We start from the raw sequence: 14,556 nt of genomic DNA, 5'->3' as shown, positions 1-14,556 counted from the left end.
ACGGCGATGACCACAGGGGGGATCGCCGGGCAGGTCGTGCTCCGGGCGGGGGCCGCCGGGTCCGGGCCGCCGCTGCTGCTCCGCAGGTGGACGGGTGCGGACGCGGACGCGCTGGTGGAGGCGTACCGCGATCCGGTGCTCCGCGCCTGGACCAGGCTGGGGGTGCCGGACGCCGGGGCGGCCGCCCGCTGGATGGAGGTCCAGCGGGCGGGCTGGGAGCGCGGCGACCGGCTGAGCTTCGCCGTCGTGGAGGAGGAGGCGCCGGGCGGCGGGCGGGTGGCCGGCAACGTGGTCCTGAAGCGCCCCGAACCGGCGGGCCCCGCCGGCGAGGTCGGGTACTGGACGGCCGCGCACGCCCGTGGCCGGGGCGTCGCCCCGAGGGCCCTGCAGGTGCTGACCGACTGGGCCTTCGAGACCTTCGCCGGCCAGGGGCTGGCGTACCTGGAGCTGATGCACCAGGTGGACAACACCGCGTCCTGCCGGGTTGCCGAGAAGGCCGGCTACGGCTTCGAGCGGGTGCTGCCCGTGGTGCCGCCGTTCCCCAGGGACGGTCACCTGCACCTGCGCTGGGCCGCCGGCGTACCGGTCCGGTGGTGATCCCGGGACGGAGCGGCCGGGGTCGGTGAAGGTCCGGAAAATCGATGGGCAGCCGGGCCCGGCCGGGGGATAGTGGGGATCATGGCTTCCCTTGTGCGACACGTGACCTTCGACTGCGCCGACGCCTACCGGCTCGGCAGTTTCTGGGCGGAGGTGCTGGGTGCCTCGGTGCACGAGGACGACAAGCCCGGCGATCCCGAGGCCCTGGTGGCCTCCGAGGGCGCGGTGCTGCTCTTCGTCACCGTGCCCGACACCAAGACGGTCAAGAACCGGGTCCATCTGGACATCCAGCCGCAGGACCGCACCCGTGACGAGGAGGTCGAGCGGCTGCTGGCCCTCGGCGCCGTCCTGGTCTCGGACCACCGGCGGGAGGACGGCCTGGGCTGGGCGACCCTGGCCGACCCGGAGGGCAACGAGTTCTGCGTCGAGCGCAGCGCGGCCGAGCGGGGCTGATCCCGGCTGATCCCGGCCGGCCCCGGCGGAGCGTCGGCCGGACTCGTCGGGCCCGGTGTTGATCCTCGGTCGGGGAATCCGTCCGGCCGACGGCCGCCTGCCGGCTCCACGAAGTGAGCCGGGGGCGGCCGTCGAGTTCGGCCCGCCCGGTCGACCGGAGCAGGACCTGGACCGGGTCGCCCGCCGGCCCCCGCCGCAACAGTGCGGCGGGGGACTGGGCGGGGAGCGGCGGGTGAGGCGCGCCCGGGGTCTTCAGCCGAGCTGGACGGAGCGCTTGGCGAGGCCCATCCAGAAGCCGTCGATCACGCTGCGCTGGGTGGCGAGGTCGGCCTCCCCGGCGCCCAGCGTCACGAAGAGCGGCGCGAAGTGCTCGGTGCGGGGGTGTGCGAGGCGCCCGGCCGGGGCCTTGCGCTCGAAGTCGAGCAGGGCGTCGAGGTCACGGGCCTCCAGGGCGCGCCGGCCCCAGTCGTCGAACTCGGCCATCACGGACGGCACCGTGCCGTCGGGGCTGATGGCGCGCAGGTTGTGGGTGAAGAAGCCGCTGCCGACGATCAGCACGCCCTCGTCGCGCAGCGGGGCGAGCCGGCGGCCGATCTCCAGCAGCCGCTGCGGGTCGAGCGTCGGCATCGAGACCTGCAGGACGGGGATGTCGGCCTCGGGGAACATCTCCACCAGCGGGACGTACGCGCCGTGGTCGAGCCCGCGGTCGGGAATGTCCTGCACAGGTGTGCCGGGGGCGCGCAGCAGCTTGCGCACGCTCTCGGCGAGTTCGGGCGCTCCCGGGGCGCCGTACTGCACCCGATAGTAGTGCTCGGGGAAGCCCCAGAAGTCGTAGACCAGCGGCACGGTGGTGGTGGCGCCGAGGGCGAGCGGGGCCTCCTCCCAGTGGGCGGAGATCATCAGGATGGCCTTGGGGCGCGGCAGCCCGGCGGACCAGGCGGCGAGCTGCCCCGGCCAGATCGGGTCGTCGGCGAGCGGCGGCGCGCCGTGCGAGAGGTAGAGGGCGGGCATGCGCTCGGGGGCTGCGGTGCTCATCGGGGCCTTCCTCGGGTGGTTCCGCCGGTGGTTCGGGGTGCTTCGCCACAGGGTAGTTCAAATTTGAACCTCGACACGTGAAGAGTACACCTTGGTTCGAATTCGAACAACGGGAGTACGATTCCCCCATGGACGAACCCCGCTGGCTGGACCAGGACGAGATGGCCGCTTGGCGGGGCTTCGTGGCCGCCAGCAACCTCCTCAACCGGCGCCTGGAGCGGCAGCTCAAGGACGACTCAGGGCTCTCCCACACCCAGTACGAGATCCTGGTCCACCTCTCCGCCGCCCCCGAGGGGTCCCTGCGGATGACCGAGCTGGCGGACCGGCTGATCACCTCCAAGAGCGGCCTCACCTACCAGGTCACCCAGCTGGAGAAGGCCGGGCTGGTGAGCCGCCGCTCCTGCCCCAGCGACGTACGCGGCATCTTCGCCGACCTCACCGAGCAGGGCCGGGAGGCCGTCCGCAACGCGGCGCCCGGCCACCTCGCGATGGTGCGCGAGCTGCTCATCGACGTCCTCAGCCGGGAACAGCTGACCGTCCTCGCCGACGGCCTCGGCGAGGTCAGCCGGCGCCTGCGGGCGGACGAGCGCGCCTGACCGTCCGGCCCGCTTCCCCCTGCGCGGACGCCGCCGCGCCGCCGCCCGGGGCACGGGACCGGTCAGGGTGAGTAGCGCGCTGAGTACCCGGACTCAGGCCCGCGGGGCCGAGCCACCGCCACAATGGGCGGGCGGCGGCCGCCCCGGCCGCGACGCACCCGATCCCGACCCCGAGGACCACCCATGCTGAGCGCCGTCGCCCGCGCCGTCGTCCCGGCCCTCGGCCGGTTCACCGTGACCACGGACGAGGCCGCCGTCCTGGCCCCGGGCAGCATCGTCGCGCCCAACCATTCTTCGCTGGTCGACCCCGGTGTGGTGCTCGCCGCCGTCCGCCGGCTCGGCGTCGAACCCGTCGTGCTGGCCACCGCCGGGCTGTGGCGGATCCCGGTGCTCGGCGGGGCACTGGTCCGCGAGGGCCACATACCCGTGCACCGCGGCACCGAGCGGGCCGCCCAGGCGCTGGAGGCTGCCGCCGCCGCGCTGGCCGCCGGCCGGGTGGTCGTCATCTACGCCGAGGGCCGGCTCCCGCGCCGGGTGGACGCCGCCGACAGCGCGCCCGGCCCGTTCCGCACCGGCCTGGCCCGGCTCGCCGCCGACGGCGCGCCGGTCGTCCCGCTCGGGCAGGCCGGCGCGCGGCGGATCAGCTCCGGGTCCACGGCGAAGCAGGTCGCGGGCCTGTTCACCGCACCGCTGCGCCGCCCCGGCGTGCACGTCCACGTGGGGGCGCCGCTGGTGCTCGGCGGCGACGTGGAGGCCGCCACCGCCCGGGCCCACGCGGCCGTGACCGCCGCCTGGCGGACGGCGGCCGGCCACCTGGCCGACCGCCGGGGCTGACCGCCGTCGGACCGGCCGCCGGGGGGGCGCCCGCGCCCTGCCGCCACGCACCCGGTGACGGCCCCGGTCAGCTCTCCAGGACCTTGAAGCCGATGCCCGCCGCGACCAGTCGCCCGGTCAGCGCCTCACCCATCGCGACGGCCGTGGTGACCTGGCCGGCGGTGTCCGGGAGCCGGTCGAACGCCAGGCAGAGCGCCGCCTCCGCGAGCATCTTCGCCGTCTCGCCGTACCCCGGGTCGCCGCCCGACACCTCGGTGACCACCCGCCGCCCGCCGCCCTCGCCGAGGAAGACCACCCGGAACCAGGACTTCGCCCGCTTCTCGGCGGACGGCCCCTCGCCCGGCCGCCGGCGGCCCAGCAGCCACTCCCGGACGGGCCGGACCTGGGCCAGCACCAGCAGGGCGCCCGCCCCGGCCACCAGCCCGGCCGCGGCCGGCAGCCGGCGGACCGCCAGGTGGTGGCCGTAGCGGAAGTCCGGGCCGTAGCGCTCCAGGGCGCGGGCGGAGCGCAGCACGATCTGCGGGTCGATGGTGGGGGCGGGCAGCGCCCAGGCGCCGATCCGCCGCTCCCGCCGGGGCAGGCCGGCCACCCCGCGCACCCGGCGGCCGGACGGTCCGGGCTCCGCCCGGTGGCGCTCCCCGGCCGCCCGCGCGCCCTGGCGCAGCCGGGAGAGCACGGTGAGCGCCGAGTGGAAGGTGCCGCCGGAGAAGGTCGCGGACGCGCTCACGAACCCCTGCACGGTGACCGGAACGCCCTGCGGCAGCTGCTCGACGGTGAACCGGACCCCCAGGTCGTAGGGGACGGAGTCGAAGCCGCAGCAGTGCACCAGGCGCGCGCCGCTGGCCACCGCCGTGGCGTGGTGCCGCAGGTAGCTGCGGTCGACGAACTCCGGCTCGCCGCTGAGGTCCAGGTAGTCCGTGCCGGCCGCGGCGCAGGCGCCGACCAGCGGGTCCCCGTGCCGCAGGTACGGTCCGACCGTGCTGATCACCACCCGGGCCGCCTCGGCGACCGTCCGCAGCGCGGCCGGGTCGGCGGCGTCCGCCGTCAGCAGGTCCAGCCCGGCGAGGGCGGGGTCGACGGCGGCCAGCCGGTCGCGGACGGCGGCGAGCTTCGCGGGGCTGCGCCCGGCCAGCGCCCAGCGGGTGCCGGCGGGCGCGTGCCGCGCGAGGTACTCGGCGGTGAGCTCACCGGTGAACCCGGTGGCGCCGAACAGGACGATGTCGTAGCTGCGGCCGGTAGGCATGCCGGAACCTTACTCATCGGTAATCAGGGTCGTCCAGAGCCCGAACCGGGCGCCGTGCCCCCTGGTTCAGCGCCCGGCCGGTGCGCAGAGCAGCGCGGCCCGCAGGTCCAGGCGGTCCTGCAGCCTGGCCAGGTTGCGGCCGGTCAGTTCCTCGATCCGGCGGATCCGGTAGTGCACGGTGTTGACGTGGATGTGCAGCGACTCGGCCGTCCGGGCCCAGGAGCCGTCGTGGTCGAGGAAGACCGTGAGGGTGCCGACCAGCGAGACGGCGTTCTCCCGGTCGTGCGCGGCCAGCGGGGCGAGCAGCCGGGTGTGGAAGGCCGCCGTCACCTCGGGCGGTATCCCGCGCAGCAGGCCGGCCAGCGAGTCCAGCTCGGCGGTGCTGCCGATCGGCCCGGCGGCCCCGGCCAGCACGTAGCGGGCCTGGACCAGGGCGGCGCGCAGCGGCCCGGCGACCGCCGGGGAGGCCGGCCCGACCCCGGCGCGCAAGGTGCGCCGGCCGGTCAGCCGGGTCTGCAGGGCCGGCCGGGCCCGCCGCAGCCGCTCGGCCACCCGGGCGGCGGGCGCGGCGACCAGCGCGGCGGTCCGGCCGGCGGGGTCGGTGCCGGCGGCGAACGGGACGCCCAGCGGGTGCAGCGCCTCCGCGAGGGCGTACGCCGCCCAGTCGTCCGGGCCGCCGTCGATCCGGGCGGCCACGGTGACCAGCGGGCCCTCGGCGGGCAGGGCGCAGGCGGCCAGTGCCTCGCCGAGGTCGGCCGGGCCGTCCGCGGCCAGCAGGCCGAGCAGTCGCCCGGCCGCCCGGCGCCGGGCGGCGGCCTCGGCGTGGGCCCCGGTGGCGAGCGGGGCGAGCAGGTCGGCCAGGCCGCGCAGCATCGGGGTGGCCGCGCCTTGGGCCGCCGGGCCGCCGTGCAGCAGCCAGCCGTCGAAGGGGGAGTTCTCCTGGGGGCCGACCGGCAGCGCGGAGCCGGTGCCGCTGCCGGTGGCCCGGTCGGCCGGCGCCGCGGCGGCCACCGCGGGCGGTTCGGCGATGACCCGACCGCCGGTGGTGCTCACCGAGCACTCGGGCACGCCGAGCCGGTTGACCGCGTGCGCCAGCACGTCGGCGGCCTGCCCACCGGAGTCGATCAGGCCGACCAGCTCCCGGCGGGCGGCCTCGGGGATCGCGGCCGCGTCCCGCACGCCGGCCTGCAGCCCGCCCCAGAGCCGCAGGTAGACCCGGTCGGTCACGGCGCGGAAGCTGGTGCCGGCCGGGACGGCGAGCACCGGGATGCCGTGGGTGCGGCAGGCCTCGGCGAGGCCCGCGGGCACGGCGCCGTGGGTGCCCTCGCCGGCCATCAGGGCGGCGACCCGGGCGCTGCGCAGGGCGGTGGCGAAGCGCAGGGCCGCCGAGCCGTCCTCGGGCTGCCACCAGACCAGGCCGGTCAGTACCAGCTCGCCGGGCTGCAGGTACCGGGCCGGGTCCTGGAGGTCGGTGGAGGTCACGCCGGTGATCCGGCGGGCGAGGAGTTCGGGCGTGCCCCAGGCCAACCGGATGTCCAGGTCGTCCAGGTGCAGCAGGTCTCCGACGATCATGCTCTTCGCTCCTTGTGCTCCGCGCCCGACTCCGCCTTGCAAGTGCAAGCGCGAAGTGCGCACAGGCATCGTAAATGCAAGGCGGGGAACCGGAATCCGCCTTGGTCGATCCTCCAGGAGGGGCGCCCTCGGACGGCGCTCGGATCCGGTCGTCCCTCACATTGCGCTCGTGCTCGAATCGGTGGGGGCGGCCCCGGCGGGCGACGCCGGGGGGAGTGCGCGGCCCGGTCCCGCGGCCCGGAGAGCTTCCGCAATTGCGAGGGCAATCAGGTGCTACGCCTTGCTGTTACGGCTGGTGGAATGATTCCACGGCCGCATGTGCGAATGGGCGACGGCCTCCTCGGGTACCACCCTCCAGGGCCGCACCCCGCGGGCCGGGAGGAGCATGCCGTATGAGACACCCAGCCACCGTCCGGCTGCACGGCCACCTGGACCGGCCCGCCGAGTTGACGGTCGGCCGGCTCCGCGACCTGCCGTCGCACCGGGTCGAGGTCACCTTCGACTGCCGCACGGAGGGCGAGCAGCGCCACGGGTACGAGGGGCCCACCCTCTGGGACGTGCTGTGCGCCGCCGGGCCCAGGGTGGACCTCGCCGCGCGCAAGCCCCGGCTGACGTTCCTGCTGGCCGTCACCGGCGCGGACGGCCACCGCGCGGTGGTCTCCTGGGCCGAGATCGACCCCGACTTCGGCGGCCAGCGGATCCTGCTCGCCACCAGTATGGACGGCGCCCCGCTGGACGAGAGCGGCCCGCAGCTGGTCGTTCCGGCCGACCACTGCGGCGCCCGCTACGTCAGCGGCGTCACGGCCGTCTGGCTGGGGCCGGTCCCCGCCCCGGAGCCCGTCGGCGGGCCCGCCGACGCGGAGCCGGCCGGCGCCGCCCGCGGCTGAACCCGGCCGCCCCGGGCCTGTGCCGCCCCCGTTCCAGGCTCGCCCGGCCGGCTCCTCACGCCCCGGCGGGGTCGTCACCCGGCAGCAGCGGGACGAAGGAGTCCCAGCGGGCGATCTCGCAGCCGTCGCGGCGCGAGAAGCGGGCGTCCACGGGCCGGCCGGCCCAGTGACCGGTCACCCGCGCGGTGGCCGGGCCGCCGTACTGCAGGGTGCAGACGGCGTCCGGCGCCACGGGCGTGAAGAGGTCCCGTCCCCAGACGGTGAGCGAGTCGAGCCGGTCGCAGGCCTCCTGCACGGCCGGGTGGTCACCGCCGGCAGGGTGGCAGAGGAGCTCGTGGGTACCGCCGGAGGCGGGCCCGTCGCCGTCGGAGACCGTGACCGTGAGCCGGTCCCCGGTGACGCCCTCCGGGAGCGGGGCCGGCTGGGCCGTGACGGCGTGGGCGAAGGTGCTGAAGGTGGCGGCGAACACGGCGGTGGCCGCCGCCGCGCGCCACCGGAAGGAGCTGATCATGTGTCAACAGCTACCGCCCGCGGCCCGGCCGCCCCGGCATCTCACCCGGACGAGGGCGTGGCGCGGCGCCGTCCTGTCCCGCCCTGACCTGCCACGTCCTGACCCGCTACGTCCGGGCCTGCCACGTCCGGACCTGCCACGTCCCGCGCCGACGCGCCGCCGGCCGACGCCGCCGAGCGGTCCGGTGTCAGACGGTCGCGAGCGACACCTCGGTCGACTTGATCAGCGCGACCACCGGGGTGCCGGCCGCGAGGCCCAGGTCCGACACCGCGTCGGCGGTGATCGCCGCGGTCAGCTCGCCGCCGTCCACGGCCACCTTCACCCCGGCCATCGCGCCGCCGGTCGCCACCTCGACCACGGTGCCCGGGATCTGGTTGCGGATGCTCAGCCCGGTCACCGGGCCGGTGGCCAGCGACACCTCGGTGGACTTCACCAGGGTGCGGACCTGGCTGCCCTCGACGAGGCCGAGGTCCTTCACGGAGTCCAGCGTGATGGCGGCCGTGACCTCCTGGCCGGAGCCCAGCCGTACCTTGACGGTGGCCATCACCTCGCCGGTGGCGATCGCGGTCACGGTGCCGGGGAGCTGGTTGCGGATGCTCAGGCTCATGGGTAACGCCTCGTTCTCGATCAGGGAATCGGATGACTTCCGATCGTGCCGATGCCCACCCTAGTGGCTGTAAATGCCCAGGTCAGGACCGGTTCTGACGAGACGTCGCAGATGCGGGCCGAACGGGCGGGCCGGGCTCGCAGCTGCCGCCCGCAGCGCCCGGTGGGCCGCCCGGAACCGGCTCGGGCCGGCCCGTCCCGCCGGGCGTGTCGCGGATGGCGGGACGGGCCGGACCTCAGCCGATCACGGCGGCCCGGACGCAGAGCACGTCCGGCAGGTGGGAGATCAGCAGGCGCCAGCTCGCGCCTTCGTCCGCGCTGGCGTGCACCTCGCCGTTGCGGTTGCCGAAGTAGAGGCCGGCCGGGTCCGCGTCGTCGGTGCGCAGCGCGTCGCGCAGGACGACGCCGTAGTGGTCCTCGCCCGGCAGGCCCGCGGCCAGCGGCTGCCAGCTGTCGCCGGCGTCCTCGGTGCGGAACACCCTGCAGCGGCGCCCCGGGGGCATCCGGCTGCCGGCGCCCTCCAGCGGGAAGACGTACGCGGTGCCGGTCCGCCGCGGATGGGCGGCGATCGCGAACCCGAAGTCGGCGGGCAGGCCGTCGGCGATGAACCGCCAGCTCTCCCCGGCGTCGTCGCTGCGGTACACGCCGCCGTGGTTCTGCAGGTAGAGGCGGTCCGGGTCGACCGGGTCGGTGGCGATCTTGTGCACGCACTGCCCGAACTCCGGGTACTGGTTCTCCTCCGGCAGGAACTCCGCCCGCAGGCCCCGGTTGGACGGCTGCCAGCTCCGGCCGCCGTCCTTCGTCCGGTAGACGCCGCCGCTGGAGACCGCGACCAGCAGCTTCTGCGGGTCGCGCGGGTCGGTGATGACGGTGTGCAGGCCCTGACCGCCGTAGCCCGCGCCCCACTCCGACCGCTGCGGGTGCGTCCACAGGGACTCGACCATCGTGAAGCTCTCGCCGCCGTCCTCGGAGCGGAACAGGGCGGCGGGCTCGGTGCCCGCCCAGACCACCCCGGGCGCCTCCTCGCCGGCCGGCTGGAGCTGCCAGACCCGGGTGAGCGAGGCACCGGTGTGCTCGGGGAACCTGATCGTGGGCCGCGGCGGCTCGAACCAGCTGGCGCCGAGGTCGTCCGAGCGCCAGACCGAGGGCCCCCAGTGGCTGCTGTCGGCGCCCACCAGCAGGCGGACCCGGCCCCCGCGGCGGTCCACCGACACCGAGTAGATCGCGTTCATCGGGAAGTGCGGCCCGCTGAACTCCCAGTCCAGCCGGTCGCGGCTGCGCCCGAGGAACAGGCCCTTCTCCGTCCCGACGGCCAGCAACACTTCGGTCATCACAACACACCACCTGGTCAGCGTCTCGGCCCCTGTGCCAGTGTCCCGCCGACCGGCCGCCGGGTCACCGAGCCGCGCCGGTCGTGCCGCGTCCGCCGGTCGCGCCCCTCCGCCCGGGGCCTGAGCGGACCGGGCCGGCCCGGGCCCCCGCGCACGGCGGGCGCCCGGGACCGGTGAGGGGTCAGCCCCGGCAGTCCTCCAGCAGGCGCAGCCAGACCTCGCTCATGGTCGGGTAGGAGGGAACCGCGTGCCACAGCCGGTCGATCGGCACCTCGCCGACCACCGCGACCGTCGCCGAGTGCAGCAGCTCCGCCACCCCGGGGCCGACGAAGGTCGCCCCCACCAGCACACTCCTGTCCAGGTCGAAGACCACCCGGGCCCGGCCGCGGTAGTCGTCGGCGTACAGCGAGGCGCCGGCGACCTTGCCCAGCTCGTGGTCGACCGCCTTCACCCGCAGACCCGCCCGTCCGGCCTCGGCCAGGCTCAGGCCCACCGAGGCGGCCTCGGGCTCGGTGAAGACCACCTGCGGCGGGCCCGCGGTGTCCGCGGAGGCCACGTGCGCACCCCAGCGCCCGGTGTCCAGGCGGCCGCCTCCGGCCAGCACGCCGATCGCGTTGCCGGCGATCCGCGCCTGGTACTTGCCCTGATGGGTGAGCAGCGCCCGGTGGTTGACGTCGCCGGCCGCGTACAGCCAGCCGCCCTCGACGCCGCGCACGGCGCAGCTGTCGTCCACCTCCAGCCAGGACCCGGGCTCCAGGCCGACCAGCTCCAGGCCGAGGTCGTCGGTGCGCGGCGCCCGGCCGGTCGCGTACAGCACCTCGTCGGCGGTGAGCCGCTCGCCGTCCGCCAGCACCACCGTCACCGGGCCGTCCGCCGCCGGGCGTTCCAGAACGGCGACCGACGCGCCGGTGCGGACGTCGACCCCGGCCCCGCGCAGCCCGTCGGCGACCAGCTCGCCGGCGAACGGCTCCATCCGCGGCAGCAGGCCGGCGCCGCGCACCAGCAGCACCACCTCGGCACCGAGCGCCCGCCAGGCGGTCGCCATCTCCACGCCGACCACCCCGCCGCCGACCACCACCAGGCGACCCGGCACCTTCGGTGAGGCGGTCGCCTCCCGGCTGGTCCACGGGCGGGCCTCGGCCAGGCCCGGTACGCCCTCGGGCAGCACGGCCCGACTGCCGGTGCAGACCGCGACCGCGTGCCGGGCGGTGAGCCGGCGCTCGGCGCCGTCCGGGCCGGTCACCGTGACGGTCCGCTCGCCGGTCAGCCGGCCGTGGCCGCGGACCAGGTCGATGCCGGCACCGTTCAGCCACTCCACCTGGCCGTCGTCGCGCCAGTGCGAGGTGAAGGAGTCCCGTCGGGCCAGCACGGCCGCGGCGTCCAGGGCGCCGTCGCCCACCGCCTCCCGGGAGCCGGCCACGGCCCGGGCGGCGGCCAGCGCGGCCACCGGGCGCAGCAGCGCCTTGCTGGGCATGCAGGCCCAGTACGAGCACTCGCCGCCGACCAGCTCGCTCTCGACGATCACCGTCCGCAGCCCGGCGGCCGTGGTGCGGTCCGCCAGGTTCTCCCCGGTCGGGCCGGCGCCCAGGACGATCACGTCGTACTGCTCGGGCTGCTCGCCCATCAGTGCTCCTCGGTGGTGTCGATCGCGACGCCCGCCCGCAGGGCGAGGGTGACGGGGGTGCGTTCGCAGATGTCCAGCAACCGGGCGCGCTGCGCCTGGTCCAGCTCACCGCCGAGGGTCACCCGGCGGGAGATCCGGCCGCTCAGGCCGTTGGTCTCGTACCCCAGCCGGACCTTGACGTCGGCGAGCGGCCAGCCCTTGCGCCCGGCGTACATCCGCAGGGTGATCGCGGTGCAGGAGCCGAGGGCGGAGAGCAGCAGCGCGAACGGCTCCGGCCCGCTGTCCGACCCGCCGCGGCGGACGGGTTCGTCGGCCGTGAGGTGGTGCGCCCCCGAGCGGACGTCCACGTGGTACGGGACGCCGGCGGCGCTGCCGGTCACCACGGCGGTGGTCACCCGCCGGAACTCCGGCGGGGTCTGCTCCGGGCCTTCGGACGGGCCTTCGGACGGGCCCTCGGACGGGCTCTCGGACTGGCTCTCGATGGGGATCTGGCTCTGGGTCATGACGGGCACACCCTCGCTCTCTCGGTCGGCGTCCTGGGGCCGGACGGGTCACCGGTTCGCGGCCCATCCTCCGTCGCCGGCGGTCGTCCGCGCAGGTGAACACGCTGACCCGGCCGGCTCCGGGGGCACCCTCGGCCACGGTCGTCCGTCCCCCGCCCACCACAGAAGTGGATCAAGGTTCAGGGTGATCATATTCCTGCCCCGGGACGTTCGGGCCGGCTCCCGGACGACGGACCACGGACGACCGACGACGGACGAGGGGCGAGGGGCGAGGGCTGACGGCCGGCCTAGGTGCGCGGGCCGGAGAGCAGGACGGCGAACAGTCCCCGCACGCGATCACCCTCCGGCGTGGTCCAGGGGCCGGCGACGTGTCCCGTCGCGTCGGCCGGCAGCAGCGGCTCGCCGTCCGGAGCGGGACGAAGGGCCCGGTACAGGCGGAGGACCGCACCGTGCGGTGCGGTCAGGTCGGTGCCGTCCCGGTGGTCAACGGCCGCGGCGGTGGTGAAGTCCGGGCGGGCGAGGCCGTCGCCGGCGCAGGAGCGGGTGACCTCCGGATCGGGGACGTCGCTGGTGTTCTGGTCCTGGGCCTGCGCCCGGCCCTCGATCAGCGCCGTCAACCGGCCGACCAGCACCGGGTCGTGGCAACCGTCGTAGGCCCAGCGCCGCCCCAGCACCCCGTGCTCCATGGTGCCCACCAGGGCGTGCTCCGCCCCGTCGAGCGGGGCGCCGCGATAGGTGAGCGGCACCAGGTAGGTGGCCGGGTGGGCGCCGGAGGTGTCGGTGATCACCATGAACTCGATCCCGACCTCGCCCTGCGGGTCGTCCAGCCGGAAACCGCCGGCCTTGGCGAGGTCAGGTCCGCCCGCGCCGCCGAGGTACCACGGCCGGGAGGGGAGCCAGGAGGTGAGCAGCTCCAGCTTGCCGGGCTTGAGGGAGGTGCGGTGGATGACGGCCATGCCAGGGGCTCTCTTCCGTCGGGCGGGCGGGGTCCGCACATCCTCCCAGCTGCCGGCCGGGCGGTCCGCGGCCGGTGGGCCCTGCCGTGCGGGCCCGGCGTACCCGGCCGGTGCGTGATGCGTCGCCGGTAAGTCCTGGCGGCGTCGCGGCAGTGCCCGGTGTCCGGGGTGTCCCCGCGCGGGAGCGGGGACACCCCGGACACCGGGGGCGCCGGTGGGTGGCCGGGGCTCAGTGCACGGCCGGGGCCAGTTCGTCGCGGTCCGGGGTGCCGAGCTGTGCGCCCGCCCGCATCAGCCGCTGGGGGCGCCGGACGAGCAGGTAGCCGAGGCCGGCCAGGACGACCAGGCCGACGCCGAGCAGGGCCGCCCAGACCTGGTACCAGGGGGCGCCCGGCGGGGCCAGGATGGTGCGCGGCCAGCAGATGTTGACCACTTCGAGGCCCGTCCACAGCACGGCCAGCGCGTTCAGCAGGGTGCCGGCCCGGCCGTACGAGACCTGGCCGGCCGGGGTCCAGGTGCCGCGCAGCCGGGCGATCAGGGCCGCCAGGCAGAGCAGGAAGAACGGGGCGAAGGTCGCGGCGGTGCCGAAGGTGATCAGGCTGCCGATCGCGGTGGACTCCAGGCCCAGCGGCAGCGCGGCACTGCTGACCAGCGTCGCCGCGACCAGGCCGCCGATCGGCGCCTTGTGCCGGTTGACCTTGCGGACCTGCGCCGAGAACGGGAAGACGCCGTCCCGGGCCAGCGAGTAGAGGCCGCGGGCGGCGCCGCCCTGCGAGGCCATCAGGCAGGCGGTGAAGGAGACCAGGACGACCACCACGAAGGGCTTGGCCGACCAGTCGCCGAAGCCGGTGACCACGGCGGTGGTCACCGGGTCGAGGTCGCTGCCGGCAACCACGGCGGCCGGGTCGGGGTGGGCGAGCGCGACGGAAACGGCGTTGAGGACGACCACCACGCCGACGCTGAGCAGGGCCCACCACATGGCGCGGGGCACCTGGCGCCCGGCGTCGCGGGTCTCCTCGGCGGTCGAGACGCAGGCGTCGAAGCCGATGAACGCCCAGCCGCCGACCGCGATCACCGCCAGGAAGGCCGCGCCGGTGGAGACCCCGGCGGTGGCCGGGGCGTCCAGGGTGTCGGTGAGCAGCGAGAAGCCGTGCTCCCGGAAGAACAGCAGCAGGGCCAGGCCCACCACCACGGAGGCCAGGGCCTCGGCGGCGATGCCGAGCGAGACGAAGCGGCGCAGCAGGTTGATGCCGTACGCGTTCACCAGTGTGCAGAGCAGCATGAACCCGGCCGCGACGAAAACGAGTTGGGCCGGTGAGGGGGTGAGGCCGAAGAGCGCGAAGAACCAGGGGGAGGCGAGGTAGGCGACAGTGGTGTTGGCGAACATGATGGCGAACTGCCAGAGCCAGCCGGTCATCCAGGCGAAGGAGGGCCCGGCGAGGCGCCGGCTCCACTGGTACGCGCCGCCGGCCAGCGGCCACTGCGAGGCCAGTTCGGAGTAGACGCAGACCACCAGGACCTGGCCGAGCAGGCAGAGCGGCAGGGCCCAGACCCAGGCGCCGCCTGCCACGCTCATCCCGACCTGGCTGACGGCGTAGAGGCCGACCACGGGGGAGACGACGGCGAATCCCATCGAGATGTTGCCGAGGACGCCCAGGCTGCGGCGCAGCTCCTGGCGGTAGCCGAGGGCGGCCAGCCGTTCGCTGTCGGAGGGGGCCGGGGTTCTCGGGGGGCTCTCGGTCATGGCTCGTCCACCTTGCCGTCGTCGAAAACTAACTTTGTTAGTTCCGGACCGTAGCCGCTGCACC

Annotated in this window: 15 protein-coding genes; 5 read left to right on the top strand and 10 right to left on the bottom strand. The window is 75.7% G+C overall.

Annotated elements, in window-relative coordinates:
- Positions 1-6 precede the first annotated feature (6 nt).
- On the top strand, positions 7-597 hold the full coding sequence (locus tag J2S46_RS09840) for a GNAT family N-acetyltransferase (protein ID WP_191293057.1): 591 nt from the start codon (positions 7-9) through the stop codon (positions 595-597).
- Positions 598-678: 81 nt separating this feature from the next.
- Positions 679-1,050, top strand: a complete 372-nt coding sequence (locus tag J2S46_RS09835) for a VOC family protein (protein ID WP_191293058.1) — start codon at positions 679-681, stop codon at positions 1,048-1,050.
- Between the two features lie 252 nt (positions 1,051-1,302).
- Here the strand turns inward: J2S46_RS09835 and J2S46_RS09830 are convergent, their stop codons facing one another.
- A complete protein-coding gene (locus J2S46_RS09830; protein WP_191293059.1) occupies positions 1,303-2,085 on the bottom strand; it encodes a dioxygenase family protein in 783 nt (260 codons plus the stop codon).
- 128 nt (positions 2,086-2,213) lie between these two features.
- On the opposite strand from J2S46_RS09830, the gene J2S46_RS09825 reads away from it, so the two are divergent.
- Together J2S46_RS09825 and J2S46_RS09820 are read left to right on the top strand one after the other, a co-directional pair.
- Positions 2,214-2,681 carry a MarR family winged helix-turn-helix transcriptional regulator gene (locus J2S46_RS09825; RefSeq protein ID WP_191293060.1) on the top strand — a complete coding sequence of 156 codons (468 nt, stop codon included), beginning with the start codon at positions 2,214-2,216 and terminating at the stop codon, positions 2,679-2,681.
- Positions 2,682-2,864: 183 nt separating this feature from the next.
- On the top strand, positions 2,865-3,515 hold the full coding sequence (locus J2S46_RS09820) for a lysophospholipid acyltransferase family protein (protein WP_191293061.1): 651 nt from the start codon (positions 2,865-2,867) through the stop codon (positions 3,513-3,515).
- 67 nt (positions 3,516-3,582) lie between these two features.
- Here J2S46_RS09820 and J2S46_RS09815 read toward each other — a convergent pair whose 3' ends face one another.
- On the bottom strand, positions 3,583-4,758 hold the full coding sequence (locus J2S46_RS09815) for a saccharopine dehydrogenase family protein (RefSeq protein WP_191293062.1): 1,176 nt from the start codon (positions 4,756-4,758) through the stop codon (positions 3,583-3,585).
- Positions 4,759-4,824: 66 nt separating this feature from the next.
- A complete protein-coding gene (locus tag J2S46_RS09810) occupies positions 4,825-6,330 on the bottom strand; it encodes a PucR family transcriptional regulator (RefSeq protein ID WP_191293063.1) in 1,506 nt (501 codons plus the stop codon).
- A 392-nt stretch (positions 6,331-6,722) separates the two neighbouring features.
- Here J2S46_RS09810 and J2S46_RS09805 point away from each other — a divergent pair, with 392 nt between their 5' ends.
- Positions 6,723-7,217 (top strand): molybdopterin-dependent oxidoreductase, encoded by a 495-nt coding sequence (locus J2S46_RS09805; protein WP_191293064.1) that lies wholly within the window; start codon positions 6,723-6,725, stop codon positions 7,215-7,217.
- Positions 7,218-7,272: 55 nt separating this feature from the next.
- Here J2S46_RS09805 and J2S46_RS09800 read toward each other — a convergent pair whose 3' ends face one another.
- The 7 genes from J2S46_RS09800 to J2S46_RS09770 all read right to left on the bottom strand — a co-directional run bounded on the left by J2S46_RS09800 (position 7,273) and on the right by J2S46_RS09770 (position 14,492).
- Positions 7,273-7,728, bottom strand: a complete 456-nt coding sequence (locus tag J2S46_RS09800) for an SSI family serine proteinase inhibitor (RefSeq protein WP_191293065.1) — start codon at positions 7,726-7,728, stop codon at positions 7,273-7,275.
- Positions 7,729-7,915: 187 nt separating this feature from the next.
- On the bottom strand, positions 7,916-8,335 hold the full coding sequence (locus tag J2S46_RS09795; RefSeq protein WP_191293066.1) for a TOBE domain-containing protein: 420 nt from the start codon (positions 8,333-8,335) through the stop codon (positions 7,916-7,918).
- A 235-nt stretch (positions 8,336-8,570) separates the two neighbouring features.
- Positions 8,571-9,665: a WD40/YVTN/BNR-like repeat-containing protein gene (locus J2S46_RS09790; RefSeq protein WP_191293067.1), complete on the bottom strand. Its 1,095-nt coding sequence runs from the start codon at positions 9,663-9,665 to the stop codon at positions 8,571-8,573.
- Between the two features lie 181 nt (positions 9,666-9,846).
- Positions 9,847-11,289 (bottom strand): dihydrolipoyl dehydrogenase family protein, encoded by a 1,443-nt coding sequence (locus J2S46_RS09785; protein WP_191293068.1) that lies wholly within the window; start codon positions 11,287-11,289, stop codon positions 9,847-9,849.
- Positions 11,289-11,792 carry an OsmC family protein gene (locus tag J2S46_RS09780; protein WP_191293069.1) on the bottom strand — a complete coding sequence of 168 codons (504 nt, stop codon included), beginning with the start codon at positions 11,790-11,792 and terminating at the stop codon, positions 11,289-11,291. Before J2S46_RS09780 ends, J2S46_RS09785 begins: the two co-directional genes overlap by 1 nt.
- Before the next feature lie 287 nt (positions 11,793-12,079).
- A complete protein-coding gene (locus tag J2S46_RS09775) occupies positions 12,080-12,748 on the bottom strand; it encodes a maltokinase N-terminal cap-like domain-containing protein (protein ID WP_191293070.1) in 669 nt (222 codons plus the stop codon).
- A gap of 229 nt (positions 12,749-12,977) precedes the next feature.
- Positions 12,978-14,492 (bottom strand): APC family permease, encoded by a 1,515-nt coding sequence (locus J2S46_RS09770; RefSeq protein WP_191293071.1) that lies wholly within the window; start codon positions 14,490-14,492, stop codon positions 12,978-12,980.
- Positions 14,493-14,556: the final 64 nt, after the last annotated feature.

This window comes from Kitasatospora herbaricolor, from assembly GCF_030813695.1.
Classification (GTDB): domain Bacteria; phylum Actinomycetota; class Actinomycetes; order Streptomycetales; family Streptomycetaceae; genus Kitasatospora; species Kitasatospora herbaricolor.
Note: the sequence above shows the minus strand (reverse complement) of the source record. Positions and strands in the feature narration are given on the sequence as shown.